The following is a 26,374-nucleotide window of genomic DNA, read 5'->3' on the forward strand; positions in this document are numbered from 1 at the left end:
GGGGCCCATGCGCCTGCACGTCGCCGACCACCCGCTGGTGGACCACAAGCTCACCGTCCTGCGTGATGAGAACACCCCGTCGGCGACGTTCCGTCTCCTCGTCGACGAGCTCGTGACCCTGCTCGCCTACGAGGCGACGCGGCACGTGCGCACCGAACCGAAGGAGATCCGCACCCCGGTCACCACGACCACGGGCGTGCGGCTGAGCGACCCGAGCCCCATCGTCATCCCCATCCTGCGCGCCGGGCTCGGGATGCTCGAGGGCATGACCCGCATGATCCCGACGGCGGAGGTCGGCTTCCTCGGCCTGCAGCGCGACGAGACCACCTACGAGGCCGTCACGTACGCCAACCGCCTGCCCGACGACCTCACCGACCGGCAGGTGTTCCTGCTCGACCCGATGCTCGCGACCGGCGGCACCCTGGTCGCGGCGATCGACTACGTGCTGGAGCGCGGCGCGCGCGACGTGACCGCCGTCTGCCTCCTGGCCACGCCCGAGGGGCTGAAGGTGCTCGAGGAGTCCATCGGGGAACGGGTCGACGTGCAGATCGTCGTGGCCGCCGTCGACGAGCGCCTCAACGACCAGAAGTACATCGTGCCGGGTCTCGGCGACGCCGGGGACCGGCTGTACGGCATCGTCTGAGCAGCGTCCGAGCGTCGTCCGGCGGGGTCAGCGGTACTCGCAGTCCCCGACCCGCTCCCACGCGCTGCGCCCGTGGTGGCCGGACCAACGACCGTTGCCCGCCCCGCGGCCCGGGTCGTCCGACCCGGCGTCGCGGCCCACGTACCGGTGGTTCGCGCCGCGCCACGACGCGACGTCGCCGACCTCGTACTGGCCGCCCCACCGGAACCGGTCGGCGCACCAGCCGGGGGTGCCGGTGAAGGGCTCGACGGCGAGCTCGGCGGACCAGTCGCCGGCACGCACCGTGTAGGTGGCGCCGTCGCGCCCGCGCGCGGTGCCGACGTCGGCGCGCACGCTCTGCCGCGCGGGCACGGTCGTCGCGACGGACGCGCCGTTCGTGCCCTCCACCGTGAACTCCTGCGGCACCGACGAGCCGGTGTTGTCCAGCACGACCGTCACGGGCCGGGTGGACGTCGAGCGCCATCGGCGCTTCTCCACCTCCACGGCGCCCGGGTCGAGCTGCGCCTGCGGGTCGATGACGACGCACGAGACCGCGTCGTGGTCGACGGTCCGCTCGACGGAGAGCTCCTTGCCCTCGACCGTCCGCGCGAGCCGCACGGTCACCGAGCCCGCGTCCGCCTGGACGCCGCCGACCGTCGTCGTGAGCGCGGCGTCGGAGCCGGGCTCGACGACGGACCCGTCGCCGCTGCCCGCGAGCCGGGCCCTCCACGGGACCGCACCGCCGTTGCGCACGTCGACCACCACCTGGGCGCGGTCGTCGACGCACCGGGTGGCAACGTCCAGGTCCACCGCACCGGGCCACGTCGCGGTGGCGCAGCTCTCGAAGCCGGGCACGTCCACCGTCGTGAGGTCGCGGCCGTCGGCGGTGACCGCCAGGCTGCGCTTGCCCCAGGGCACGGACACCGTCAGCGTCCCCGTCGCCCCGGCCCCGACCACCGCGGCGTCGCCCGGCACGGCGAACCGCACCGCGTGCGTGGAGGCGGTGTTGTCCAGCGGGACGGTCACGGTGCGCCACGACGTGTCGGCGGAGGCGTCGAACCGGCACTCGGCCGCGGTGAGGGTCACCGGCCCGCCCGCGGCGGGGGCGAGCGTCGCCGCCGCGTAGGGGGCGGTCGGCGCGACAGCCGGCACGACGCCCTGCGCGGGCTCGTCGCCGTCGCCGTCGGCCACCCAGCGGTACAGGTGGAACTCGGCGGCGCCCGCACCGAGCGAGGTGCGGTCGGTCGCGGCGACGAACGTGGTGCTCTCCCCCGGCGCGAGCCGCTTCTGGTCGACGGTGACGCCGGCGGCCGTCATCCCGACCCGCATGGCCTCGTCGCTGGTATTGGTCAGCGTGCCGCGCACCTGCAGGCGGCCGTCGACGTTCGTCGTCTCGGCCGACGTCGAGACGTCCCAGCGCGGGTCGTAGCACTCCGCCGCCCGGTGCGGCCCGGCGGGGACGCTGGTGCGGTACGTCTGACCGCCGAGGGTCGTGGCCACGTCCCAGGTCGCCGTGCCCGCAGGCACCCGGAGCCCGTCGGGCACCCGCACGGTGACCGACTCCCCCGGCGCGACGTCCCGCGACGCCGTCGCGGAGCCCCCGGCGGCGTCGAGCCGCACCGCCAGGGTCTGGTCGGTGAGGTTGACGTACGTGCCCTCGACGACGGCGGACGCGCTGCTGACGCCACCGACGACGGTGCAGCGGGCCTGGACCGCCTGCGTCCCGGCGGCGGCACCCGCCCACGGCTGCGCGACCGTCACCGCGGTGCTTCCGCCCACGGCGTGCTCGGAGCCGGGCAGCTGCGGGGCCGCGGCGACCGACACCGGCCCGGGGGCGGCGGAGCCGTCGGCCACGACCCGCAGCCGTACCGACCGCTGCTCGCCGGGCGCCAACGGAGCGGCGCCGGGCACGGCGACGCACGTCCAGACGGCGCCGGCGCCGTCCGACCCGCCGCCGGGCACGCACGTGAGGTCACCGTCGGAGGTCACCGGCCGCAGACCCGCAGGCACGCTCAGCTGCACCGACCAGGCCGTCGCGGCCTGGTCGCCCGTGTTCCGCACCGTGACCGGCACCCAGGCCGCGCCGGGGTTCGAGACAGGGACGGCGTCGCCGGTGGAGGCCGTGAGCTCGGCGCCGTAGGACAGCACCGTGGTGGGCGGCAGGGCGAGCGTCCGCGGCGCGACGCCGTCCGCCCAGACCGACCCCCCGATCAGATAGCTGCCGCCGGCGTGCGCGCGCACCGGCACCGACCCGGACCGGGACTGACCCGGCTCGAGCGTGCCGATCGTGCACCGCGCCGTCCGCCCGTCGGCGTCCCCGGCCGTGCACGGGAGCGCGTCGGCGCCGAAGGTACCGCCGACCGCGGCCCCGACCGTCGCGTCCGGCAGCGCCAGGTCGACCCCGTCCGGGAGCGCGACCTCGATGACGGTCTCGCTGGCCGTCGCCTCGCCCGTGTTGGCGACGGTGAGGACCAGGGGCGCCGTCGTGCGCGGCTCGAGCGGGGCCGCGGCGGTCGAGACCACGAGGTCGGCGACCGGCGCGAACGGGGTGACGAGCAGGTTGACCGGGCTCGTGGGGTCGACGGTCGGGTCGGACGGAGTGACGTCCTTGTCGGCCGGCTCGACGGCGCCGTCGCCGGGCTGCTCCCCCGGCGGGACCCACGGGTTGCCCTGGATCGTCACGGGAGCGGGCGGGGAGGCCACCGGCGGCTCGTCGCCGGACCCGAGGGCGTTGAGCACGGTGACGACCCCGACCGTCGCGACCGCGACCGCGCTCGCCGCCGCCGCGACGCTCGCCGTGCCGACGACGGCGCTCGCGGCGGCCGCGGTGCCCGCCGTGGCGGCGGTCGCCGCCGACCCTGTCGCGACGCCCGAGACCGCCAGCGACGTCGCGCCGGTCGTGGCGCCCGTCGCGGCGGCGCCCGAGGCGGCCGCTGTCGTGCCCGCCGTCGCCCCGGTCGTGATGCTCGCGCCGCCTGCGGCCGTGGCGCCGACCGTGCCGGTCGCGGCGGTGCTGGTGCCCGTCACCGTGCCGACGGACGCACCGCCGGCGCCGACGGCGCCGCCCGTACCCGCGGTGCTGCCCGCGCCGACCGCGGCTCCGGCACCTGCCCCGGCGACGCCTCCCGCGCCGCCGAGCGCGCCACCGAGGGGTAGCGCTCCCACCACGGCGAGGCCCGCGAGCCCCACGATCAGCGGGGCCACGACCGCCCGCATGCCGTGCGCGATGTCCCCGAGCTCCAGCACGAGGGACCGGCACTCGCCGCACGACTCGAGGTGCGCGTCGACCTTCGCGATCTCGCGCCGGGCGAGGCCGCCGCGCACGTACGCACCGAGGAGTGAGTTCACGCCGCGGCACCCGTCGGTCGGCGCGTGCGTCAGGTGCTCCTGCAGGTACCCGACCCGCAGCCCTTCGCGGGCGCGGTACGCGAGGGCCGAGACGCCGTTGGGCGTCAGGCCGAGGACCGGCGCCACCTCGGCCGGCGTACGGCCCTCGATCTCCGTGTACCAGAGCACGGCCTGCCAACGCTCCGGGAGCGCCTGGTAGGCGTTCTTCACCACGGAGTGCTCGAAGCCCTCGAACGTGGAGACGTCGGTGGGGTCCACCAGGCCGAGCGCGGCCTCGAACGTGCCGTCGTCGGCCGTCGGGCGGGTGCGCTTCACGCCGCGCGCCAGGTCGGCCGCCAGCCGTCGGACGACCGTCAGCAGGTAGGCACGGAACGTCGCGTCAGGGCCGCCGCCGTGCTGCAGCACCTCGAGCACCCGGTGGAACGCCTCGGACACGAGGTCGTCCGCGTCGGAGGGGGAGCGCACGTACTGGCGGGCCACGGCGCGGGCGGCGGGCACGTGCCGCGTGTAGAGGGCGCCGAACGCCTCGAGGTCACCACCGCGCACGTCGAGGATCAGCTCGGCGTCGCTGCGCGCCGAGTCGTCCGATCCCACGTAGACGTCCGTCATGGCCGACCTCGCTCTGACTGCGTTGCGCGTCGAACCGCGCAGACTCACGTACTGTACGTGCTCCCGACCACAGGCTCAGGGGTGAAATTCCCTAGGATCAGCCTAGGATTTCCGCAGTTTTTCGTGCCCCGGGCAGCGGAGAGGGCTCTCCGGAAACAATTCGTCGGCGTCATTGCCGCACAACTGCGTCATGATGGCTGTCCATGGCGGTCTCTTCATCATGAACCGGTCCACGAGCGGCCCTCCCGACGCGCCCGAGCACCCGGCGGACGTGATCGACCGCTGGCGCGCGACGAGCCTCGCCGAGGTGTGGCTGCGCCCGGACGACTGGTACCACCCCGCCGTCGACGCTCTCGTCGAGGCCCTTCACGAGGGCCGTTCCCCCCACGCCGCGGCGCACCGCCTCGGCGCCGCGCGCGGACGTGCCGGCGTCGGGCTCGGGGAGACGCTGGACGACGTCGAGTGCCTGTACCGCGCAGCCCAGCGCGACCCCGACCCCGAGGCGATCCGCGCGGTGTCCGTCGGCTGGGTGCGCGGGCGCGACGCGGAGCCCACGCTGGGCGCCGTGCGCGATCCCGGCACCGGCCTGCCGACCCGCGAGTACCTGGCCGAGCGGCTGCGGGAGACCTACGGCGCCGCCGTCGGCGCCGACCGGGACGTGCCGACCACCCACTGCCTCGTCGTCGTCGACGTCGCGGTCGACGGGCTCGCCCCCTGGGACCGCGCGGCACGGTCCGCGACCGTGGGGCGCGCCCTGGAGCAGGTCTTCGGCGAGGGGCACCCGATGGCCGCCCTCACCGACGGCGTCTTCGCCGTCCTCGCGCTGCGCGAGACCGGGGTGCCCGACCTGGCCAAGGCCACCCGCAGCGTCGTGGAGCGCAACGCCGCGCTCATGGGGCTCGCGGACGCACTGAGGCGCCCCACCCGGGTGTGGGTGGAGCGCCTCCCGACGTCGCACGGCGCCGCGGTCGAGCTGCTGAGCCAGCTGGCGCGCTGAGGTCCGACAGGCTCGACCGGAGAAAGACTCGCCCGGCGAAGGCTCAGTGCTGCGCGTAGGTCAGGCAGTCGGCGTGGCTCTCGTCGTCCATGCCGGGCCCGACGCGGATGGCCGACGCCGCGCACTCGAGGTCGGTGTTGTGGATGCAGTCACCGCGCTGGCAGGCGCCCACATGGGCGACGACCTTCTCGAGGCCGCCCTTGGCGCTCAGCGGGATGAACGTGGCGCACGCCGCGTCGCCGCTGTGCCCGGCGATCGTCACGGCGCCCGCGTGGCAGTCGTGGTGGTGGTTGTAACCGCAGCCCTCGACGGTGCACTCCGTCACCTCGGGCATCTCCATCAGGGTGCTCATCGTGCGCTCCTCGCCGCTCGACGTCGGCTCTCGCCGCCTTCGACCACGATATTCCTCTCGCACGAAAATGCACAGCGAATGCGCCGTCGAATATCCCGTGCATCAAATAAGGAATGCCTTACCCAATGCTCCGCGAATTAGCGAAGAATTGCGTTGCGGAAAGACGTCAGTCGCGGCGGGGCAGGGGCCGCCAGAGCACGAGCGCGCCCTCCTCCGCCTCCAGCTCGGCCCGGTCGGCCCGGCGCACGCGCTGGCCGCGCCGCACGACGACGACGTCGCCCGACGAGCCCGCGGCGAACACCCGGCCGCCCGGCTGCATCGCGAGCGCCGCGAGCCGGCTCTCGAGCTGGGCGACGTGCTCCTGCAGGTCGAGGATCCGCCGGATGCCGGCGAGGTTGATGCCCTCCACCTGGGCGAGGCGCTGCACCTCGAGCAGGCGCGACACGTCGCGCTGGGAGTAGCGGCGGCCCCGGCCGGCGGTGCGGCGCGGCGTGACCAGCCCGAGCCGGTCGTACTGGCGCAGCGTCTGCGGGTGCATCCCGGCGAGCCGGGCCGCCTGCGACACGGTCAGCACCGGTGCGTCCTCGGTGACCATCGCTCGCTCTCTCCTGCCGACATCGGTCCGCGGCGTCACTCCGCCGCGCGTTGCGCGAGACCCGCCCGGACGTCCTCGTGGTCGCTCTCGGCGGCGAACGCCTCGAGCGCCTCCTTCGCCTTCTTGCTGAGCTTCTGCGGCACGGTCACCTGGACGGTGACCAGCAGGTCGCCCTGCGCCTTGGCCGTCTTCACGCCCCGGCCCTTGACCCGCAGCACGCGGCCCGACGGGGTCCCGGCCGGCACCTTGAGCCGCACCGTGTGCCCGTCCAGCGTCGGCACCTCCACCGTCGTCCCGAGCGCCACCTCCGCGAACGTGACGGGCACGCTCATGCGCAGGTTGGCGCCGTCGAGCGTGAACACCGGGTGCGGCGCGACGTGCACCGTGACCACGAGGTCGCCGGCGTCGCCGCCGCCCGAGCCGGGGCGGCCCTTGCCGCGGATGCGCAGCTTGCTGCCGTCGTTGACGCCCGCCGGGATCTTGGTCTTGACCTTGCGGCCGTCCACCGTGAACTCCACCGTGGCCCCCTCGACCGCGGTGCGGAACGGCAGCGTGGTCTCTGCCGCGACGTCCGCCCCCTTCTGCGGCGTCGTGAAGCCGGCGCGCCGACCGCCGCTACGGAAGCCGCCCTGCCCGCCCTGGCCGCCGAGCATCGAGCTGAGGATGTCCTCGAAGCCGCCGCCGCCCGCGCCGCCCTGCGGGTACTGCTGGTACCGCACGTTCGGACCGGCGCCGCCGCCTCCGAACATCGAGCCGAAGACGTCCTCGAAGCCGTTGCCCCCGCCGCCGGGGCCCGCCGCGAAGCGGGCACCTCCGCCGGCCATGGCGCGCACGGCGTCGTACTGCTGGCGCTGCTCGGCGTCGGAGAGGACCGCGTACGCCTCGCCGATCTCCTTGAACTTCGCCTCGGCCGCCGCGTCACCCGGGTTCTGGTCCGGGTGGTACCTGCGGGCCAGCTTGCGGTACGCCTTCTTGACGGCCGCGTCGTCCGCGTCCTTGGGGACGCCGAGAGCGGAGTAGAAGTCCTTCTCGATCCAGTCCTGGCCTGTCACGACGCCCCCTTCCTGGTCATGCTCGTGATCTCATCATCCTCGTCGTGCGGGTGCTGGTTGAGCGATGCCCCGCCGGTCGAGCCTGCCGAGACCGGGTCTCGACAGGCTCGACCGGCGGCGGGTGGGCCTACTCGGGGCCGACGACGCCCACGCGGGCGGCCCGGACGACCTTGTCACCGATGCGGTAGCCGGGCTCCACGACCAGGCTGACGGTGGCGGAGGTGGCCTCCGCGTCGACGTTGTGCATGAGCGCCTCGTGCACGGTCGGGTCGAACTCCTCCCCGACCTGGCCGAACCGCTCGATGCCGAACTTCGCCAGCGACGCGTCGAGCTTCTCCGCGATGGCCGCCATGGGCCCGGACAGCTCAGCGTGCTGCTTGGCGCGCTCGATGTCGTCGAGCACCGGCAGCAGCGCGGCGAGCACGTCCTGCGTGCCCTGGGTCCGCGCCGCCTCCTGGTCGCGCAGCGACCGGTTGCGGTAGTTCGTGAACGACGCCCGCTCGCGCTGCAGCGCGTCCAGGTGCTCGGCCGCCTGGGCCTTGGCCGCCAGGACCTCGGCGCTCTCGGCGGCCTCGCCCTCGGGCTCGAAGTCGAGCGCCGCCAGCGGGTCGTCCGAGGTGCCGGCCGGCTCGCCCGGACGGGCCTCGCCCGACGTCGGGTCGACCTTGCGCTTGTCGGTGAACTGGAACGGGGTCTCCCCCGAGCCCGCCGCGTCGTTCTCCGGCTCGGTGGGCTCGGGGTTCCCCTGCGGGTTCTGGTCCGTCACTTCTTGTCGTCCTCGTCGTCGACGATCTCGGCGTCCACGACGTCCTCGTCCGGCGCGGAGGACGCACCGGCCGCAGAGGCGGCGTCGTCGGCCGCGGCCTCGGGGTTGCCCGCGGCCTGCTCCTGCTCGGCCGTGGCGTAGAGCGCCTGGCCGATCTTCTGCGAGGACGCGCCGAGCTTCTCGTACGAGGCCTTGACGGCGTCGGCGTCCTCGCCCTCCAGGGCGGTCTTGACGCCGGCGATGTCGGCCTCGACCTCGGTCACGACCTCGGCGGGGAGCTTGTCGCGGTTGTCCGCGATCTGCTTCTCCATCGAGTACGCGAACGACTCGGCCTGGTTGCGGGTCTCGGCCTCCTCACGACGCTTCTTGTCCTCGGCGGCGTGCTCCTCGGCGTCCTTCACCATGCGGTCGATGTCCTCCTTGGGGAGGGCCGACCCGCCGGTGATCTTCATCGACTGCTCGGTCCCCGTGCCGCGGTCCTTGGCGGACACGTGCACGATGCCGTTCGCGTCGATGTCGAAGGTGACCTCGATCTGCGGGACGCCGCGCGGCGCCGGGGCGATGCCGGTGAGCTCGAACGTGCCCAGCGGCTTGTTGTCGCGGGTGAACTCGCGCTCGCCCTGGAAGACCTGGATCGCCACGGACGGCTGGTTGTCCTCCGCCGTGGAGAAGATCTCGCTGCGCTTGGTCGGGATGGCCGTGTTGCGCTCGATGAGCTTGGTCATCACGCCGCCCTTGGTCTCGATACCGAGGGACAGGGGGGTGACGTCGATGAGCAGCACGTCCTTGCGCTCGCCGCCGATGACGCCGGCCTGCAGCGCGGCGCCCACGGCCACGACCTCGTCGGGGTTGACGCCCTTGTTGGCGTCCCGGCCGCCCGTGAGCTCCTTGACGACCTCGGACACGGCCGGCATACGGGTGGAGCCACCCACGAGCACGACGTGGTCGATGTCGGAGACCGAGATGCCGGCGTCGCGGATGACCGCGTGGAACGGCGCCTTGGTGCGGTCGATGAGGTCCTGCGTCATCTGCTGGAACTGCGCCCGCGTGAGCTTCTCGTCCAGGTGGACGGGGCCGTTCTCGCTCATCGACAGGTACTGCATCGAGATGTTGGTGCTCGTCGCGGACGAGAGCTCCTTCTTGGCCTGCTCGGCCGCCTCGCGCAGACGCTGCAGGGCGATCTTGTCCTTGGACAGGTCGACGCCCGCGCTGTTCTTCACCTGCTTGATGAGGTGCTCCACGATGCGCTGGTCCCAGTCGTCGCCGCCGAGGCGGTTGTCGCCGGAGGTCGCGCGGACCTGGATGGTGGAGAAGTCGTCCTCGTCCTTGCCGACCTCGAGGAGCGAGACGTCGAACGTGCCGCCGCCCAGGTCGAAGACCAGGATGAGCTCGTCCTCCTTGCCCTTCTCCAGGCCGTAGGCGAGGGCCGCCGCGGTGGGCTCGTTGACGATGCGCGTCACGTTGAGGCCCGCGATCTGGCCCGCGTCCTTGGTCGCCTGGCGCTCGGCGTCGTTGAAGTACGCCGGGACGGTGATGACCGCGTCGGTGACGGGCTCGCCCAGGTACTCCTCGGCGTCGCGCTTGAGCTTGCCGAGCACGCGCGCGGAGATCTCCTGCGCGGTGTACTTCTTGTCGTCGATCTCGACCGACCAGTCGGTGCCCATGTGGCGCTTGACCGACGAGATGGTGCGGTCGACGTTGGTGACCGCCTGACGCTTGGCCACCTCACCGACGAGGACCTCGCCGGTCTTGGAGAAGGCGACGACGGACGGCGTCGTGCGCGACCCCTCCGCGTTCGCGATGACGGTGGGCTCCCCGCCCTCCAGGACGGTGACCACCGAGTTGGTGGTGCCCAGGTCGATACCGACTGCTCGAGCCATGTGTGCTGCCTCCATGCGTACGTCCGGACGCCTGTGCGCCCGAGGTTGAGTCAACTGCACTCAACGTAAATCTCGGCGTCCCCGCCTCGCAAACCGCGGGCGCCAAAGTTGAGTCTGTATGGCTCAACATTGCTCGGGGCGCCGGCATTCCCGCAGGCAGGCCCAGCCGTTCGCCGTGAGCGAACGCTGCGTCGCCCGGCCGGGTCATGCCACAGAGGCGAACACGTCGAGCTCGCGCGCGAAGGATCGCGGCCGCGTCATGGGCAGGTAGTGGCCGCGACGTGGTCGAGCGGCCGCGACGCGCGCAGGGCGGCGACGACGTCAGGGATCACCTCCGACGCGATGCCGGCGCGCGCGACCTCGCCGGCCGTGCGCCGGGGAAGCGTGGCGCGCAGGACGCGGGCGCTCACCCGTTCCCCGCCGTCCGCCCAGCTCGAGAGGACACGGTGCGCGACCAGGAACGGGGCGGTCGCGCCCGACGTCGGCACGCACGTGGCACCGGCGACGACGAGACCCGCGACCCGCTCGGGCTCGCGCGCGGCGTACACCATCGCCGCGTACCCGCCGAGCGAGTGGCCGGCGACGACGGCCCGCCCACCGACGCGGTCGATCTCGTCGCGCAGCAGGTCCCCGGCCGCCTCGAACGAGAACCTCTGCCCGCGGTGCGCGCCATGGCCGGGGAGGTCGATCGCCACCGCGGGACACCGTGCGGGCGGTCAGGCAAGTCGAGGTCCGGTGAGTCGAGGTCAGGCGTCCCGCGACGGGTGCACGACATCTTTCGGGCGGCACTCGACCTGCTCGTCGAGCGCGGGTACGAGGGCCTCGCCATGGAGGCGGTGTGCCCGACACCGGGTCCCTGCAGGGAGACCTGCGTGCGCTCACGGGTCGGGTCGCCGAGCTGCTGACCGATCCGGTGACGGCGCCGATCGCCGCGGCACTGCTGTCCGCCGGCGTCGAACGACCCGAACTCGCCGCGGTGTCACGCGCCTTCTTCGGCGACCGCCTCGTGCGCGAGCAGCCCGTGCTCGAGCGGGCGGCCCAGAGGGGCGACCCCGTCGCGGACGTCGACCTTCGCACCGTCATGGATCTCCTCGCCGGGGCCGTCCGGTTCCGCGTCGTCGTCCGCGGCGGGGAGGCTCCGACCGGAGCAGAGCTCGACGAGATCGTCCGCACCGTGCTCCACGGGGTCGAGGGGCGCGCCGAGCCCTCGTCGTGAGGCCAGGCGCGCCCCGACCGTCACACCGACGGCCCGGCGGGGGCGCCGCTCACGCCAGCTCGACGCCGTCGGCCTGCGGGCCGCGGTCGCTCTGGCGCACCTTGAACCGGACCCGGTCGCCCTCCTCCAGGAACTCGACGCCCCGCACGACCGACACGTGCACGAACAGGTCCGCGCCCCCGCCGTCGGGCGTGATGAAGCCGAACCCGCGGTCCGCGTCGTAGCGCGCGACGGTGCCCTCGCCTCCGCGCACCGGCCCTCCGGACGCCGCGGGACGGCTCGTCCGACCGCGGTCGGTGGCCGCGCGCGGGCTCCCGGAGCCGCGCACGAGCTGCACGTTGCGGGCGTTCGGGCCCTTGTCGCCGTCGACGACGTCGTACGTCACGCGCGCACCCTCGGCGAGCTCGCTCAACCCTGAGCCGAGCGCACGGACGTGGACGAAGATGTCCTCGCCACCCGAGTCAGGGGTGACGAACCCGAAGCCCTTGGTGTCGTCGTACCAGGCCACCGTGCCGTCCGCGCCGTCGGACGCCGGCCGTGCCACCTCCGCACCGAGCGGCAGCAGGTGGTCCGCCTGCGGCCCCTTCTCCCCGTCGACGACGAGGAACGCCACCCGCTGCCCCTCCGAGATCACACCGCCGCCGACGATGGCCGAGCTGTGCACGAAGATCTCGGCGCCACCGTCCTCGGGCGTGACGAAGCCGTACCCCTTGGCCGGCTCGTACCAGGTGACGGTGCCGAGCACGCCCACGGGCGCGTCGGCGGCCCGGTCGCCCGTGACACGGACGCGGCGAGCCTGCGGGCCACGGTCGCCCTCGCCCACCTCGAACTCGACGACCTGCCCCTCGCGGAGCAGCTTCGGTCCGTCGTCGCCGACGATCTCGGACGCATGTACGAACAGGTCCTCGGCCTCGTTCCCGAGGTCGATGAAGCCGAACCCTCGGTCGGCGTCGAACCATCGGACAGTTCCCTGGGGCACCTTGTTACTCCTCGTCTTGCCAGACATTGCTGTCTCCCAGTGTCCCCGACAGATCAGCGGACGGTGTGTCCGGAAGCCTGCCGCGCCCCGTCTCCGTCCGGGGGGCCGGGGAATCGAGGCGACACCGGCCCTCGCGGTGCGGAACACTCCCCCGGTGACGACGCGCACCGACACGCCCCCGACCTGGGACGAACGCACCCAGCTGGCCACGTACCTCGACTACGCCCGCGACACCGCGCGGGCCAAGTGCGAGGGAGCGTCGCCGAACGACGCCCGCAGGGCCCCGCTCCCGGGCTCCCCCCTGATGACCCTGTGCGGGTTGATCAGCCACCTGCGATGGGTGGAGCACCACTGGTTCCAGGTGATGTTCCTGGGAGACGAGCCCGAGGGGCCGCTCACCCTGGCCACGGACGACGACCCCGACCCCGAGATGCGGCTCGCCGTCGACGTCCCGCTGCCCACCCTGCTCGCCGACTACGAGGAGCAGAGCGCCCGCTACCGCCGTCTGGTCGCCGAGACCGATCTCGACGCGCCGGCCGCGCGCCCCCTCGGCGACGGCCGCCACGCCGACCTCCGCTGGGTGATGCTCCACCTCATCGAGGAGACGTCCCGCCACAACGGCCACCTCGACGTCGTGCGCGAGCTCGTGGACGGGCAGACCGGGGTCTAGCCGTGCACGTCGGCGGGACGGTCAGAGCGCCTTGCGCATCTGCTGGGTGACGACGGCGTACCCGGCGGAGTCGTACAGCGCGACGGCGGCGGCGTTGCGCCCGAAGACGTTCAGCTCGAGCGCGGTGGCACCCGCCTGCCGGGCGGCGTCCTCCGTCGCCGTGAGGAGCGCGCGCCCGAGGCCCTGTCCGCGCCGCGGCTCGAGCACCTCGATGTCGTAGAGGAACGCGATCCCCGGCAGGCAGTGCGGCGGCTCCAGCGCCACCCAGGAGCGGCCCACCGGCTCCCCGTCGGCGCCCACGGCGAGCCGGACGAGCATCCGCTCGGTGTCGGGACCCTGCGGGAGGAGCTGCGCGGACTCGTCGCGGGCGCGCCGCACCGCCCCTTCCCACGGCCACCGGCCCGACGCGACCTGCTCCGCCGCGTAGTCCTCGGCGAGCGCGGTCTGCCACTCGTCGAACTCGGCCGGGGTCATCGGGCGCAGCGTCACCGTCGTCATGCGGGCATGCTGGCACAGGCCGGCGGACGAACGGGGCCCGGGCGGCCTCGGCGGGCACCGAGCGAGCGAGGATCCGGAGGCCGGCGGCAGGGACCGGCCGCGCGACGTTCTGGCCCTCGCCTACCCCCAGGCACATCCAGAGCGCGTGACCGGCATCGCGCTGTTCGCCGTCACCAGCACCTCGACCGCCGAGGTCGAGCGGATCACCGAGGCCATGGGCCGGGTCTTCCCTGAGGAGTGGGACCGGTTCACCGCCGCCGTCGGTCGCACACCCGGCGAGCGCGTCGTGGATGCGTACGCCCGCGCGCTGCGCGACCCCGCGGCCGAGGTCCGGGCGAGCGCGGCGGAGGCCTGGGGAATGTGGGAGGACGTGCACGTCTCCCTGGGGCCCGGGTGGCGTCCCATTCCGGCTTCGGGGGCGACGAGATCCTCGGCCGCATGGACCGGCTCGCAGGCGTGCCGGGCGTGCTGATCCACGGTCGTCGCGACGTCTCGAGCCCCGTCGTGACGGCCTGGCGAGTGCATCGCGCGTGGCCCGGGAGCGAGCTCGTCGTCCTCGGCGACGGACACGGCGGGACCGACTCGGTCAACGAGCTGGTGCGCGCGATCGCTCGCTTCGCCGTCCCACGGCCGTGACCGGGCACGTTCACCGCCACCGCGACCGCCCGGCCGCACCGCCAGCCTGTGATGGGATCGGCACATGCTCCCCGAGTCCCCCGAGGCGTACTACGCCCGCATCGCCTCCCACCTCGGCCCCGAGGGCCGGCTGGCGGTCGCCGTCGAAGAGATGCCCGGCTGGGACATCTACCCGTACGAGGTCGAGTCGCTGCGACTGAAGCCGCTGCTCCCGCTGGCGGGCTCCGAGCCTCCTCGCCGCGGCGAGGACCCCGCGGAATGCTGGTGCGCCTCCGTCGCCGAAGGGCCGGCGAACGCGCTGCCCGAGCACCTCGAAGGCTTCGTCTGGCGCAACGAGCGATGGGTGCTCACCGCCGACCTCGCGCAGAGCCTGCCGGTGTTCCTCACGCTGGTGCCGGTCGCCACGCACTGCGACCTGCCCACGGCGCCGCCGGACCTCGCCGCGGAGATGGGGCAGCTGATCGTCGCGATCTCGGCGGCGGTCGAGGCGCTGCCGAGCGTCGGGCGCGTGCAGCTCGCCAAGTGGGGCGACGGCGGAGCCCACCTGCACCTGGCGTTCCTCGGCCGGCCGGCGCGGGTGCTGCAGTTCCGGGGGTCTCCGCTGCTCGACTGGGCGGAGAACCTCCCGGACGTCCCGGAGGACGTGCTGTCTGCCAACGCCACGTTCGTCGCCGAGCACCTCGCCGCCGCCGTGGGCGGCGAGGTAGGTCCGGAGCACGTCGCGAGCTGAGCTCCGTCGCCCCTCGAACCGACGGGGCGGGCGGGTCAGGCTGCCGGCGGGCCGTCGTCGGCCGGCCGCCGACCATCCGTCGCCTCGAGCTGACGCCGCAGGAGCGCGATCTCCCGGCGGGTGCGCTCCTGCGACTGCAGGATCAGCCCGACCAGGAAGAGCAGGCCACCCGGGATCATCAGGACCCCGTCGCTCCCCATGAAGGTGAACGCGAGTCCGACAAGGAACAGGAAGCCACCGATCCACAGAGCCGTCACGGGCGACATCGTGGCACGTCGGCGGCCACGAGCAGGACGGTCGCGACGAGGCGACCGGCCACGCGTCCAACGGTCGCCGTCGGCCTCCGCATCAGCGTCGCGGATCAGAACGGTGGTGGCCCAGGGTCGGGTGGTACGGGCGCCCGGACTGGTGATCGCGGTCCGGGTGGCACCGGCTCGGACACGGCGGCCTCCGGCCGGCGCCGGGTGCGGCCGGTAGGTGAGGTCCAGGTCAGGACGCCGTCGGGTGCGCGGGCGACGCGCCACCGGGCCTGATGCTCGAGCACGTGGTGATGGCGGCACAGGTGGGCCAAGTTGTCCGCGGTCGTGGTGCCGCCGTCGCCCGGGTCGGCGACGTCCAGGGCAGCCTCGGTCAGCGACGGTCTGGCCCCGGACTCCCCGCACCTCCCCGACGCGCTGCCCGCGCACCGCACAGGGGCTGGTCAGTCGTCGACGGGCTCCCCGGTGGGGTCGTTCGCGACGACGGCGTCGAGCCGCTCGCCGCCCACCGGCTCGCGCTGCCAGTCCACCAGCCGCCAGCCTGACGCCGGGTCGCCCTCGACCTCGATGAGGCCGGTGTTGGCGAGCGGGGTGTGCGCCAGCTCCTCGACGTCGAGGCCACGGACCCGCGCACCGGACCACGAGCGGATCGCCGCGCCGTGGGAGACCGCGAGGACGACGCCGTGGTCGCGCACCGCGAGCGCCGCGACCGCGTCGTCGAAGCGGGTGAGGAACGCGTCGCCGTCGGGCCCGCCGGGCATGCGACGCGACCGGTCGCCGCGCGACCAGGCGAACACGGTCTCGAGGTAGGTGTGGTGGTCGGCGAGCTCGGCGGACATCTCGAGCGAGCCCGCCTCGATCTCGCGCAGCCCGTCGAGCACCGTCGGGCGCAGGGCTCGGTCGGCGGCCAGCGGACCCGCGGTGAGCGACGTCCGCACGAGCGACGAGACCGCCAGTGCGTCGATCCGCCGCCCCTGCAGCGCGTCGGGCACGGCGCCGGCCTGCTGCTCCCCCAGCGGGGTCAGCCGGGGGCCGGGGGCGCCGGTGTCGAGCAGCCCCGCCACGTTGGAGGGGGTCTGGCCGTGCCGCAGCAGGAGGAGACGCATGGTCCTAGCCTGCGGCATCGCCGCCCGCTCGGACGACCGCCGGGCGCGGCGCGACCCGCCCGCGCGCCCCGGGACGCCGCGCCGTCAGCCGCCAGGCCGCCAGCAGCCCCACGACGGCGGCCACCACCTGCACCGCCCCGGCGGCGACGAGCACCGGGCCGGCGCCCGCCCACCCGATGAGTGCGCCGCCCAGGAGCAGCCCCAGCGACGCGCCGCCCGAGTGCAGCACGGTCTCGGCAGTGAACGCGGCCCGTCGCGCGGCCCCCGACGTGCGCTCGCTGATCAGCGCGTTGAGCGCCGCGATCCCCCACGGCGTCGCCGCACCGCCCACCGCCGACACGAGGGCGACGGCGAGGAGGTTCGGCACGACGGCGGGCAGCGCCACGAACGCCAGGCCGAGCACCGCCCAGGTGCCGACGGCCGTCGCGAGCCGCGGCAGCCGGTCGACCAGCAGCGGCGCCACCAGGGATGCGGCCACGGACGCCGCGCCGTAGCCGCTCATCCCGGCGGCGACCAGGGCGCCGGGCATCCCGTGCTCGACACCGAGGACGGCCAGCCCCAGGCTGAAGCCGAACCAGCACAGGCCGCCGACGCCGGCCGTCGCGATCGCGACGGCGACCTGCGGGTGGGCCCGCAGGACGGCGAGCACCCGGACCGCCGGGCCCGCCTCGCCCCGCCCTGTCGCGCGGCCGTCCGCCCGGGGGACCCCGAGCATGGCCACCGCGGCGGCCAGCGCGACGACCGTCTGGCACCACAGCAGCGGCTCCGCGCCCCACGCCACCACGAGCCACGCCCCCAGCGGCGGCGCGAAGATCATCGATACCCGGTGGGCCAGGTCCTGCCACGCGAGCCAGCGGGCCGACGTCCCGCCCGCCGCGGGACCGCCGGCGTCCGCGAGGTCGGCGACGAGCGCGCGTTCCGCCGGGCCGAGCAGCGCCCCCGCCACGCCGGTGACGAGGCCCGACGCGCACAGGCTGACCGCCCCCACCTGACCCAGGAGCGCCGCGACCGGGACGATCGCGAGCCCGGCGGCCTGCACGAGCATCACGACGGCGAGCGCCCGGCCGCTCACCAGCCGCTCGCGCAGCCCGCGCCCCCACCAGCCGACCGTCAGCAGCGGCAGCCCGGACATGCCGCCCACGAGGCCGGTGGCCCAGGCCTCGCCCGTCTCGGCGAGGGCGACGAGCGGCAGCGCGACGGCGGTGACCCGGGCGCCCACCCAGGTGAGGAACGTGATGGCGGTGAGGGTCAGCAGGGCGCGGCGCATGCCCTCGATCCTCGGCGGCGGCCGGCGGCGCCGGTAGCCGCCCGAGGAGCGGCAGCGCTCATACGCTGAGGGCATGGCCTCCCGTCTCACGGTCGATGACCTGCAGCTCGCCGAGGCGGTCGCGCGGCACGGCTCGGTGGGCGCGGCGGCGCGCGAGCTGCTCGTCGCGCAGCCGTCCGCGAGCCGCCGCCTCGCCACCCTGGAGCGCCGCCTCGGCACGCCCCTGTTCGACCGCGACACCACCGGCGCCCGACCGACCCCGGCGGGGCGCGAGCTCGCCCGCCTGGCCGCGCGGCTCCTGGGAGACCTGGACGCCCTGCCCGACCAGGTGCTCGCCGCCGTCGACGCGCCGTCCCTGTCGGTCGGCACCATCCAGGCGCTGAGCCCCATGGTGCTGACCGCCGTCGAGCTCGAGCTGGACGGCGTCACGATCCTGCCGGAGGTCGACCACGGCCCGGTCCTGGTGCGTCAGGTGCACGACGGCACCCTGGACGCCGCGATCGTCACCGTCGCGGAGCAGATGGCGATCCCCCGCGGCCTGCAGCGCACGCCGCTGGGCGAGTCGCCGCGCGTCGTCGTGCTGCCGGACGGCGCTCCCCCGCTCGCCGGCGGGAGCCGCCCCTTCGCGGGCCGCACCGTCGTCTACAGCCTGATCGACCTGGCCGGCGAGGCGACGCACCGGCGGCTGTCCGCGCTGGGCGCCGTCCCGCGCCGCGGCCCCACCACCGAGGCGACCCTCCGCATCGCGCGCGAGCTGGGCTGCCCGGCGCTCATGCCCGAGCTCACGGCGCGCTGGTACGCCGCGCCGGGCGACCGCATCGTGCCCTCGCCGGTGCCCGGCGCGGTGCGGATCACGCTCGTCACCCGGACGCCGCAGCCCGCCGCGCTGACCGAGGCGCTGCCGCGGATCACGGCCCGCGTGCTGGGCGAGGGCCGGTCCTCGGACCGGGCTGCAACGCTCTGACCCGAGCCGGACATGGCACTGTCGTCACCGTCTCCCTGTCGAAGGGCCACCGATGCCAGTCCCCGAACCTCCCGACCACGAGGCGCGCTTCACCGCGCTCTTCGAGAGCACGCACCGCCCCCTGCTCGCCTACGCGGTGCGGCGCGTGGCCGACCCCGGCGACGCCGCCGACGTCGTCGCGGAGGCGTTCCTCGTCGCCTGGCGGCGCATCGAGGACGTCCCCGCCGGCACGGACGCGCGACCGTGGATGTTCGGGGTGGCGCGCCGCGTCCTGGCGAACCACCACCGTGGGAGCCGGCGCCGCCTCGCCCTCGCGGACCGCCTGCGGGCCGAGGTCGTCGAGACGGCGCCACCGCCCGACCGCGACGCCGGCGACATCGAGCAGGCGCTCGCGCGCCTCGGCGACGAGGACCAGGAGCTGCTGCGCCTGGTCGCGTGGGAGCAGCTGGCGCGGGACGAGATCGCGCTGGTGCTCGGCGTCTCGCGGGCCACGGTCCGCGTCCGGCTGCACCGTGCCCGGCGGCGGCTCGCCGACCAGCTGGCCGCCCTCGCCGCGGCGGACGACGTGCCTCGGGTGCAACGGGTCGTCCCGACCGGACACGTGATCAGCGGGTGGGCACCGGCCCGCCCCGGAACCGAGGAGGCGTGATGAGCGACCTGATGAAGCGGCTGAGCGCCGCAGACCCCGCCCGCCGGGCGGACCTCGACTCCGTCGACGGCGCGGCGTTCGCCGCCCTGCGCGAGGAGATCACCATGACCAGCACCCGCGGCGCGACCGCGCCGGCCCTCCCCGCCGACGGCGACCCGGTCCGCCGGCGACGCCGCCTCGGACGCCGTGGCTCGGTGGCGATCGGCCTGGCCGCCGTCCTCACCGGGGGCGGCGTGGCGTACGCGGCGATCCAGATGTTCCAGGGGTCCAGCGGCGAAGGCGTCACCTGCGTGCACGCCTGGAACGAGGACACCGCGGAGGGGCTGGACATCGACGCCACCGGCTCCTGGATCACCGGCGACCCGTACGCCGACTGCGCCACCCTGCTCGCCGACGAAGGGCTGCCCCCGATCGAGGACCCCGTCGCCTTCGCGTGGGACGGCCAGACGATCGTGGCCCCCGCCGACCAGGTGCCCGAGGGCGTGCAGCGCCTGGAGGGACCACAGGCGGTCGAGTCCGGCGTCGTCGAGCTGCAGCGGAGCGTCATCGATCCGGTGGACGGCGGCTGGAGCGAGTGTCGCTCCGTCGCCGAGGGCGCCGCCTGGGCGCAGGGGGAGATCGACCGGCTCGGTCTCCAGGACTGGACGGTCATCCCGCAGGAGGCCGGCGGGACCTCGCCGTCGTGCTCGACCGTCGAAATCAACGTCGGTGAGCGCACGGTCACCGTCTCTCCATCGGACGACCCGTACCAGGCCCTGTCGACCCCTGAGGCCGACGCAATGATCGACGCTCTCCGGGACCAGGTCGTGGACGGGTGCCTCTTCCTCGACGCCGCGGGTGCGGTCGTCGACGAGGCAGTCGCGCCGTTCGACGTCGAGGTCCCGACGACGGACATGGCCGACGAGTCGGCCGAGTGCGCCCGGGTGGACGTCTTCCTCGGCGGCACCGTCAAGGTGACCGTGTACGGCCCGAGCGCGGCCGACTGACCACGGCAGCGGCACGGCGGCGCCGCTACCGGCTCAGCGCAGCCGGTAGCGGCGCTCGGGGCGCCCCGCGGTGCCGTAGTTGAGGCGCACCGCGGCGCGCCCCGTCGTCGCGAAGTGCTCCAGGTACCGGCGGGCGCTGACCCGGCTGACACCGACGGCGTCGGCGCACTCGGCGGCGCTGTGCTCGGCGCCGCCGGCGAGCGCCGCCAGCACGGCGTCCGCCGTCTCCTGGCTCAGGCCCTTGGGGAGCGCGGGGCGCTCCGCCGAGCCGTGGCGCGAGGGCTGCGGCGCGAGCAGCGCGTCGATCTCGGCCTGCCCGGCGCCGCCCGGACGGTCGAGCCCGTCGAGCGCCTCGTGCGCGCGACGGAACGCCTCGAGCCGCGCCCTCAGGTCGTCCGACGCGAACGGCTTGACGAGGTAGTGCGCCGCCCCGCCCGCCGCGGCGGCGCGCACGGTGTCCGCCTCGCGGGCGGCGGTGATGACGACGACGCCGAGGTCGTGGCCCGCGGCCCGCAGGCGCCGCAGCACCTCGATGCCGCTCATGTCGGGCAGGTGCACGTCGAGCAGCACGAGGTCGGGGCGCAGGGCCTCGACGGCGGCGAGCGCGTCCGCGCCGGAGTGCGCCTCGCCGACCACCCGGAACCCCGGCACCCGCTCCACGAAGCGGCGGTGGATGGACGCGACCATGAAGTCGTCCTCCACCACCAGCACGTCGAGGCTCACGCCTGCTGCACCCCCTGCTCGTCCGCGTCGCCGGTCGACCGTGCCGCCGGACCGGCGCCCACCACGGCCTGCGGCAGCCGCGCGATGAACACGGCGCCGCCCTCCCCGGCGCGGGCGTCGCCATTGTGCACCGTCACCGCCCCGCCGCGGCGCTGCGCCAGCACGTGCACCAGGGCGAGGCCCACCCCCCGGCCGGTCGGGCCGTGCGGCTTGGTGCTCCACCCGCGCCGGAAGATGGCGGCGGCCTGCTCGGGCGGCACTCCGCGCCCGCTGTCCGCGACCTCGACGACGACGTCGTGCGCGGGCCCGTCCACGGCCAGGCGCACCCGGACCATCGCCGGGACGGCCGGCCCCGCGGCACCCCGCGCGTCGGGCCCGGCGGCCCACGCCGCGGCGTCGACCGCGTTGTCGACGAGGTTGCCGAGGACGGTGCCGACGTCGGCGGACAGGTCCGGGTCCAGACGCGGCAGCGCGCTGGCCGGGTCGACGAGGAGCTCCACGTGCCGCTCGTCGGCGAGGGTCGCCTTCGCGATGAGCAGCGCGGCGACCGCCGGGTCGGCGACCCGCGTCGTGACGACGTCGCTGAGGTCGGCGCGCCGCCGCGTGAGCCGGTCCACGAAGCGGCCCACCTCGTCGTACTCGCCCAGCTCGATGAGCCCCGAGACGGTGTGCAGCTGGTTGCTGAACTCGTGCGTCTGCGCGCGCAGCGTCTCGGTGACGCTCTCGCGGGCGTGCAGCTCGCTCTGCAGCGCCAGCAGCTCCGTGCGGTCGCGCAGCGTCGTCACCGTGCCGGCCGGGCGGCCGTCGTGCAGCACGCGGCGGCGGTTGAGCACCAGCACCGTGTCCTCGGCCACGAGCACGGCGTCGTGCACCTCGTCCGTGCCGCGCAGCAGGTCGAGGACGGCGGGGTCGAGCCCCAGGTCGTCCAGCCGCCGGCCGGCCGGGTCGGGGGCGGCCGGGTCGGTGGCCGGCGCCAGGCCCAGCAGCTCGCGGGCGCTGTCGCTCATCAGGCTCACGCGGCCGTCGTCGCCCACCACGACGACGCCCTCGCGGATCGAGCGCAGCACCCCCTCCCGGTGGTCCGCGAGCGCCGCGATCTGCGCCGGCTCCAGGCCGCGCGTGCGCCGCCTGACCAGGCGCGACAGCAGCCACGACCCGGCGGCCGCGAGCGCGGTGCCGATGCCGAGCACCACGAGCACGTCGCCGCCGGCGCTCGAGAGCCGCTCGGTCAGCGGCGGGTACGGGTCGGCCAGCACGACGACGGCCACCGGGTGCGGCGTCGGGCCCCCGTAGACCGGCACCCAGGCGGCGATGGACCGGCCGTCGACGTCGGTCACGTCGCCGCTGCCGGCCACCGAGCCGGCGTCGGCGGGCAGGTCCAGGTGCTCGCCCGTGCGCGTGGGGTCCGTCGCCACCACGATGACGCCGTCCAGGTCCGTGAGGTAGGCGTTGGTCGCGTCGACGTACGCGGCCCGCGACTGCAGGTAGAACGCGAGCGCCCGGGTGTCGGGCGCGTCCGCGGCGAGCGTCGCCTGCACGGCCGGGATGCCCGCCAGCCCCTCGGCCGCCACCTCGAGCCGGTCGGCACGGTCGTCGCGGAACGCGGCGTCGGCCTGTCCCAGGAAGACGACGGCGGCCGCGGCGACCACCACCAGCAGCACGGCGAGCTGCAGCGCCAGCACCTGCCCGCCGAGCGTGAGGTGCCCGCGCCCTCGCCGTGTCCCCTGTGAACCCCGTGACCGCAAGTTCCACAACCTCCTTTGGTTGTCCAATGATGACGCGACCCGGGATCACCTGTGACGATCTCACCCGGGGCACAGCCGCCCCGCAGCACCGACAGTCTGGAGTACACGGTGTCGACGACGACATCCCGCCGACGACGCGGCGTGCGCGCCGCCGTCGCCGCGGCCCTGGCGACCGCCCTGGTCGCCGTCACCGCCGCCTGCGGCGTCACGCGCGGGGACGACTCCGCGGACATCGACATGTGGATCCCGAACAGCCCGGGCGGCGGCTACGACCAGACGGGCCGTGCGGCCGTCGGCGTGCTGGACCGCGACGACATCACCGGCGGCGACATCCAGGTCACCAACATCCTGGGCGCGGGCGGCTCGGTCGCCATGTCGCGGCTCATGGGCGAGGAGGGCAACGAGCGGCTCATGATGACGCTCGGGCTCGGGGTGGTCGGGTCCACGTACTCGTTCGGCGTGGACGCCCGCCCGCACGACGCGACCCCGCTCGCGCAGCTCATCGAAGAGCAGGAGGGCGTGCTCGTCCCGGCCGACTCCCCCTTCGAGACGATCGACGACCTGGTCGCCGCGTGGAAGAAGGACCCGGGGTCGGTCGTCGTGGGCGGCGGGTCCTCGCCCGGCGGCCCCGACCACCTGTTCCCCATGCAGCTCGCCAAGGCGACGGGCGTCGACCCGAAGGACGTGCGGTACGTGTCGTACGACGGCGGCGGCCCGCTGACCAGCGCCCTGCTGGGGCACAAGATCCAGGTCGGGTTCTCCGGCCTCGCCGAGTTCGAGGGCCAGATCGCGGCGGGCGAGCTGCGCGTGCTCGCCGTCTCCGGCGAGGAGCGCGTGGCCGGCGACGTCCTCGCCGACGTCCCCACCCTCACCGAGTCCGGCATCGACCTCGTGTTCACGAACTGGCGCGGCGTCGTCGCCCCGCCCGGCATCAGCGACGAGGCGCGCGACCGGCTCATCGACGACCTCACCCGCATGCACGACTCGCCCGAGTGGGAGCAGGCGCTGGCCGACAACGGCTGGACCGACGCCTTCACCACCGGCGACGACTTCGAGCAGTTCCTGCGCGAGCAGGACGAGCGGGTGTCGACCACCCTGAAGGAGCTGAACCTGCTGTGAGCACCGAGGTGGAGACCCCCGCCGCGGGGGCCGCGGGCGAGGGCCCGGGCGGGCCCGGCACCCGACGCGTCGACGCCGCCCAGTACGGGCTGGCGGCGGTGCTGCTCGTCGTCGGTGCGTACACCGTGGTCGACGCCGCGACCCTCGAGGTCGGGTTCGCCGACCCCGTGGGGCCGCGCATCTTCCCGTTCGTCATCGGCGCGGGGCTGGTCGTGACGAGCGTCCTGCTGGCCGTGGCGACGGCGCGCGGCTCGCGGCCCGAGCCGGAGGCGGGCGAGGACGTCGACGTCACCACCCCCGCCGACTGGCGCACGGTGCTGAAGCTGGTCGGCGTCATCCTGCTGACCATCGCGACCGTCACCTGGCTCGGCTGGGCGCTCGCGGGCGCGATCCTGTTCGCCGGCGCGGCGTGGGCGCTCGGCAGCCGCACGGTGGTCCGCGACGTCCTGGTGGGCCTCGTGCTCGCGGTGGGCAGCTGGTACGGCTTCGTCGTCGGGCTGGGCATCCCGCTCACCCCCGGCGTCCTCGACGGAATCCTCTGAGGCGGCAGGACTGATGGAGAACCTCGGACTGCTGTGGGACGGCCTCGGCGCCGCCCTCACCCCCATGAACCTCCTGTACGCCGCGGTGGGCGTGCTGCTCGGCACGTTCGTCGGCGTGCTGCCCGGCATCGGGCCGGCGATGGCGATCGCGCTGCTGCTGCCCGTGACGTTCGGGCTCGAGCCCACCCAGGCGTTCATCATGTTCGCCGGGCTGTACTACGGCGGCATGTACGGCGGGTCGACGACGTCGATCCTGCTCAACACCCCCGGCGAGTCGGCGTCCGTGATGACGGCGCTCGAGGGCAACCGCATGGCGCGGGCCGGGCGGGGCGCGCAGGCGCTGGCGACGGCTGCCGTCGGGTCGTTCGTCGCCGGCACGATCGGCACGCTGCTGGTCGCGATGTTCGCGCCCGCGCTGGCCGACGTCGCCGTCGAGATCGGCGCGCCGTCCTACTTCGCGCTGATGGTGCTGGCGCTGGTGATGACCGCGACCGTGCTGGGCGCGAGCCCGCTGCGCGGCCTGCTCTCCCTGTTCGTGGGCCTGACGATCGGCCTCGTGGGGCTCGACCTCAACACCGGCCAGCCACGGCTGACGTTCGGCGTCACGCAGCTCGTGGACCGCCTCGACATCGTGGTCGTGGCGGTGGGCATCTTCGCCCTCGGCGAGGCCCTGTGGGTGGCGGCGCACCTGCGCCGCAAGCCCGCGCGCGTCGTGCCGGTCGGGCAGCCGTGGCTGGGCCGCGAGGACCTGCGCCGCTCGTGGCGGCCGTGGCTGCGCGGCACCGCGTTCGGGTTCCCGTTCGGCGCACTGCCCGCGGGCGGCGCCGAGCTGCCGACCTTCCTGTCGTACGTCACCGAGCGCCGGTTGGCGAAGCGCTCGGCCACGAAGGGCCGGGGCACCGAGGACGAGGACGAGTTCGGCCGGGGCGCCATCGAGGGCGTGGCGGGCCCGGAGGCCGCCAACAACGCGTCGGCCGCGGGCATGCTCGTGCCGATGCTGGCCCTCGGCCTGCCCGTGACGGCGACGGCGTCCGTGATGCTGTCCGCGCTGCAGGGGTACGGCATCCAGCCCGGCCCGCAGCTCATGACCGAGCACGCCGACATGGTGTGGACGCTGCTGGCGAGCCTGCTGGTCGGCAACCTGCTGCTGCTGGTGCTCAACCTGCCGCTGGCGCCCCTGTGGGCGCGGCTGCTGCGCATCCCGCGGCCCCAGCTGTACGCCGGCATCCTGTTCTTCGCCTGCCTCGGCGCCTACGCCACCAACCTCGACCCGTTCGACATCGCGCTGCTGCTCGTGTTCGGCCTGCTCGGGATGGCGATGCGACGGTTCGGCCTGCCGGTGCTGCCGCTCATCCTCGGCGTCATCCTGGGCCCGCTCATGGAGACCAAGCTGCGCGAGGCGCTCACCATCTCCGGCGGCGACCCCGCCATCCTGTGGAGCGAGCCGCTGGCCGTCGCCATCTACGCGGTGCTGCTCCTGGTGCTGGTGACCCGGCCGCTGCTGTCGCGGTGGCGGTCGCGGACGGAGTCGCGGATCGTCGCCGAGGCCGAGACCGAGGCCGTGACGGAAGGGAGCGCGCGATGAGCGAGCAGGATCAGGAGCAGACCCCGCCCCCGGCCGACGGCTGGGTGGTGGTGGCGTGGACGCCCGACGAGTTCGGCGACGCCGCGCTGGAGCACGGGATCGCCTGGGCCCGCGAGGGCGGCCGCGGCGTGGCCGTGGTCAACGGCACCCGCGGCGACGCCCTCGTGGACGAGCGGTTCGCCGCCCCCGCCGGGCTGGCCGACCTGGCCGAGCGGCTGCGGGGCACCGGCCTGCCGCACGTCGTGCGGCAGGAGATGGGGCGCGACGTCGCGGAGCAGGTGCTCGACGTCGCCGCGGAGCTGTCCGCGCGCCTCGTCGTCGTGGGCCTGCGGCACCGCAGCCCCGTGGGCAAGCTGCTCATGGGCTCCGTCGCGCAGCGCATCCTGCTCACCGCCGAGTGCCCCGTGCTCGCCGTGAAGCCCGGGGAGCGCCCCGCCTGACGCTGCTCGGCGGTCGAGCCTGTCGAGACCCCGGGACTCGA

General features: G+C 74.8%; 27 protein-coding genes and 1 pseudogene. 14 read left to right on the forward strand and 14 right to left on the reverse strand.

Translation table 11 applies throughout. The features are described 5' to 3' along the window. Positions 1-7: 7 nt before the first annotated feature. Positions 8-643 (forward strand): uracil phosphoribosyltransferase, encoded by a 636-nt coding sequence (gene upp / locus B5Y66_RS04185; protein ID WP_079571319.1) that lies wholly within the window; start codon positions 8-10, stop codon positions 641-643. A gap of 27 nt (positions 644-670) precedes the next feature. Here upp and B5Y66_RS04190 read toward each other — a convergent pair whose 3' ends face one another. Then, positions 671-4,579 carry a sigma-70 family RNA polymerase sigma factor gene (locus tag B5Y66_RS04190; protein ID WP_079571322.1) on the reverse strand — a complete coding sequence of 1,303 codons (3,909 nt, stop codon included), beginning with the start codon at positions 4,577-4,579 and terminating at the stop codon, positions 671-673. A gap of 190 nt (positions 4,580-4,769) precedes the next feature. Here B5Y66_RS04190 and B5Y66_RS04195 point away from each other — a divergent pair, with 190 nt between their 5' ends. Then, complete coding sequence (locus tag B5Y66_RS04195; RefSeq protein WP_245806906.1) at positions 4,770-5,576, forward strand: hypothetical protein; 807 nt, start codon at positions 4,770-4,772, stop codon at positions 5,574-5,576. A gap of 43 nt (positions 5,577-5,619) precedes the next feature. On the opposite strand, the gene B5Y66_RS04200 is transcribed toward B5Y66_RS04195, so the two are convergent. From B5Y66_RS04200 to B5Y66_RS04225, 6 genes and pseudogenes are all read right to left on the reverse strand, one after another. After that, on the reverse strand, positions 5,620-5,928 hold the full coding sequence (locus tag B5Y66_RS04200) for a DUF1540 domain-containing protein (RefSeq protein WP_079571327.1): 309 nt from the start codon (positions 5,926-5,928) through the stop codon (positions 5,620-5,622). Between the two features lie 166 nt (positions 5,929-6,094). After that, positions 6,095-6,523, reverse strand: coding sequence for a heat shock protein transcriptional repressor HspR (locus B5Y66_RS04205; protein WP_079571330.1), 429 nt, complete (start codon positions 6,521-6,523; stop codon positions 6,095-6,097). A 35-nt stretch (positions 6,524-6,558) separates the two neighbouring features. Continuing rightward, positions 6,559-7,575, reverse strand: coding sequence for a DnaJ C-terminal domain-containing protein (locus B5Y66_RS04210; protein ID WP_079571333.1), 1,017 nt, complete (start codon positions 7,573-7,575; stop codon positions 6,559-6,561). Between the two features lie 127 nt (positions 7,576-7,702). After that, entirely contained in the window at positions 7,703-8,341 is a 639-nt protein-coding gene (gene grpE / locus B5Y66_RS04215; protein ID WP_079571334.1) for a nucleotide exchange factor GrpE, read from the reverse strand. Beyond that, entirely contained in the window at positions 8,338-10,221 is a 1,884-nt protein-coding gene (gene dnaK, locus B5Y66_RS04220; protein WP_079571335.1) for a molecular chaperone DnaK, read from the reverse strand. The genes grpE and dnaK overlap by 4 nt, the downstream gene beginning before the upstream one ends. 257 nt (positions 10,222-10,478) lie before the next feature. Further along, positions 10,479-10,919: pseudogene (locus B5Y66_RS04225) on the reverse strand (alpha/beta hydrolase); the annotation flags it as partial. 140 nt (positions 10,920-11,059) lie between these two features. Here B5Y66_RS04225 and B5Y66_RS04230 point away from each other — a divergent pair. After that, positions 11,060-11,437: a TetR-like C-terminal domain-containing protein gene (locus tag B5Y66_RS04230; protein ID WP_217700710.1), complete on the forward strand. Its 378-nt coding sequence runs from the start codon at positions 11,060-11,062 to the stop codon at positions 11,435-11,437. 49 nt (positions 11,438-11,486) lie between these two features. Here B5Y66_RS04230 and B5Y66_RS23105 read toward each other — a convergent pair whose 3' ends face one another. After that, positions 11,487-12,416, reverse strand: coding sequence for a cold-shock protein (locus B5Y66_RS23105; protein WP_079571340.1), 930 nt, complete (start codon positions 12,414-12,416; stop codon positions 11,487-11,489). A gap of 154 nt (positions 12,417-12,570) precedes the next feature. Here B5Y66_RS23105 and B5Y66_RS04240 point away from each other — a divergent pair, with 154 nt between their 5' ends. Further along, complete coding sequence (locus B5Y66_RS04240) at positions 12,571-13,086, forward strand: DinB family protein (RefSeq protein ID WP_079571342.1); 516 nt, start codon at positions 12,571-12,573, stop codon at positions 13,084-13,086. Between the two features lie 21 nt (positions 13,087-13,107). Here B5Y66_RS04240 and B5Y66_RS04245 read toward each other — a convergent pair whose 3' ends face one another. Further along, a complete protein-coding gene (locus B5Y66_RS04245) occupies positions 13,108-13,584 on the reverse strand; it encodes a GNAT family N-acetyltransferase (RefSeq protein ID WP_079571345.1) in 477 nt (158 codons plus the stop codon). 145 nt (positions 13,585-13,729) lie between these two features. On the opposite strand from B5Y66_RS04245, the gene B5Y66_RS04250 reads away from it, so the two are divergent. From B5Y66_RS04250 to B5Y66_RS04260, 3 genes are all read left to right on the forward strand, one after another. Beyond that, entirely contained in the window at positions 13,730-14,056 is a 327-nt protein-coding gene (locus tag B5Y66_RS04250) for a hypothetical protein (RefSeq protein ID WP_139820707.1), read from the forward strand. Next, positions 14,023-14,220 (forward strand): hypothetical protein, encoded by a 198-nt coding sequence (locus B5Y66_RS04255; RefSeq protein ID WP_079571350.1) that lies wholly within the window; start codon positions 14,023-14,025, stop codon positions 14,218-14,220. The genes B5Y66_RS04250 and B5Y66_RS04255 overlap by 34 nt, the downstream gene beginning before the upstream one ends. Positions 14,221-14,284: 64 nt before the next feature. Beyond that, positions 14,285-14,950 carry a hypothetical protein gene (locus B5Y66_RS04260; RefSeq protein ID WP_079571352.1) on the forward strand — a complete coding sequence of 222 codons (666 nt, stop codon included), beginning with the start codon at positions 14,285-14,287 and terminating at the stop codon, positions 14,948-14,950. A gap of 35 nt (positions 14,951-14,985) precedes the next feature. On the opposite strand, the gene B5Y66_RS22150 is transcribed toward B5Y66_RS04260, so the two are convergent. From B5Y66_RS22150 to B5Y66_RS04275, 3 genes are all read right to left on the reverse strand, one after another. Then, a complete protein-coding gene (locus B5Y66_RS22150) occupies positions 14,986-15,207 on the reverse strand; it encodes a hypothetical protein (RefSeq protein WP_139820708.1) in 222 nt (73 codons plus the stop codon). A 443-nt stretch (positions 15,208-15,650) separates the two neighbouring features. Further along, complete coding sequence (locus B5Y66_RS04270) at positions 15,651-16,313, reverse strand: histidine phosphatase family protein (RefSeq protein WP_079571358.1); 663 nt, start codon at positions 16,311-16,313, stop codon at positions 15,651-15,653. Positions 16,314-16,317: 4 nt separating this feature from the next. Next, positions 16,318-17,580 carry an MFS transporter gene (locus tag B5Y66_RS04275; protein ID WP_079571361.1) on the reverse strand — a complete coding sequence of 421 codons (1,263 nt, stop codon included), beginning with the start codon at positions 17,578-17,580 and terminating at the stop codon, positions 16,318-16,320. Positions 17,581-17,653: 73 nt separating this feature from the next. Between B5Y66_RS04275 and B5Y66_RS04280 the strand changes: the two genes are divergently transcribed. Genes B5Y66_RS04280 through B5Y66_RS04290 form a run of 3 tightly spaced genes read left to right on the forward strand, consistent with a single transcriptional unit; the run spans position 17,654 to position 20,179 of the window. Then, positions 17,654-18,544: a LysR family transcriptional regulator gene (locus B5Y66_RS04280; RefSeq protein ID WP_079571363.1), complete on the forward strand. Its 891-nt coding sequence runs from the start codon at positions 17,654-17,656 to the stop codon at positions 18,542-18,544. 52 nt (positions 18,545-18,596) lie between these two features. Continuing rightward, positions 18,597-19,193 carry an RNA polymerase sigma factor gene (locus B5Y66_RS04285; RefSeq protein WP_079571365.1) on the forward strand — a complete coding sequence of 199 codons (597 nt, stop codon included), beginning with the start codon at positions 18,597-18,599 and terminating at the stop codon, positions 19,191-19,193. After that, positions 19,193-20,179, forward strand: a complete 987-nt coding sequence (locus tag B5Y66_RS04290) for a hypothetical protein (protein WP_079571368.1) — start codon at positions 19,193-19,195, stop codon at positions 20,177-20,179. The genes B5Y66_RS04285 and B5Y66_RS04290 overlap by 1 nt, the downstream gene beginning before the upstream one ends. Before the next feature lie 33 nt (positions 20,180-20,212). Here the strand turns inward: B5Y66_RS04290 and B5Y66_RS22155 are convergent, their stop codons facing one another. Both B5Y66_RS22155 and B5Y66_RS04295 read right to left on the reverse strand, forming a co-directional pair. Continuing rightward, a complete protein-coding gene (locus tag B5Y66_RS22155; protein WP_245806907.1) occupies positions 20,213-20,902 on the reverse strand; it encodes a response regulator in 690 nt (229 codons plus the stop codon). Continuing rightward, complete coding sequence (locus B5Y66_RS04295) at positions 20,899-22,584, reverse strand: sensor histidine kinase (protein WP_217700711.1); 1,686 nt, start codon at positions 22,582-22,584, stop codon at positions 20,899-20,901. The genes B5Y66_RS22155 and B5Y66_RS04295 overlap by 4 nt, the downstream gene beginning before the upstream one ends. A gap of 171 nt (positions 22,585-22,755) precedes the next feature. On the opposite strand from B5Y66_RS04295, the gene B5Y66_RS04300 reads away from it, so the two are divergent. From B5Y66_RS04300 to B5Y66_RS04315, 4 genes are read left to right on the forward strand one after another with little or no spacing between them, the layout of a single operon-like run. Further along, entirely contained in the window at positions 22,756-23,766 is a 1,011-nt protein-coding gene (locus B5Y66_RS04300) for a Bug family tripartite tricarboxylate transporter substrate binding protein (protein ID WP_079571370.1), read from the forward strand. Further along, entirely contained in the window at positions 23,763-24,308 is a 546-nt protein-coding gene (locus B5Y66_RS04305) for a tripartite tricarboxylate transporter TctB family protein (protein WP_245806909.1), read from the forward strand. Before B5Y66_RS04300 ends, B5Y66_RS04305 begins: the two co-directional genes overlap by 4 nt. A 13-nt stretch (positions 24,309-24,321) precedes the next feature. After that, positions 24,322-25,893 (forward strand): tripartite tricarboxylate transporter permease, encoded by a 1,572-nt coding sequence (locus tag B5Y66_RS04310; RefSeq protein ID WP_079571373.1) that lies wholly within the window; start codon positions 24,322-24,324, stop codon positions 25,891-25,893. Then, positions 25,890-26,333: a universal stress protein gene (locus B5Y66_RS04315; protein WP_079571375.1), complete on the forward strand. Its 444-nt coding sequence runs from the start codon at positions 25,890-25,892 to the stop codon at positions 26,331-26,333. Before B5Y66_RS04310 ends, B5Y66_RS04315 begins: the two co-directional genes overlap by 4 nt. Positions 26,334-26,374 lie beyond the last annotated feature (41 nt).

It is taken from the genome of Krasilnikoviella flava (assembly GCF_900167525.1).
Taxonomy (GTDB): domain Bacteria; phylum Actinomycetota; class Actinomycetes; order Actinomycetales; family Cellulomonadaceae; genus Isoptericola; species Isoptericola flavus.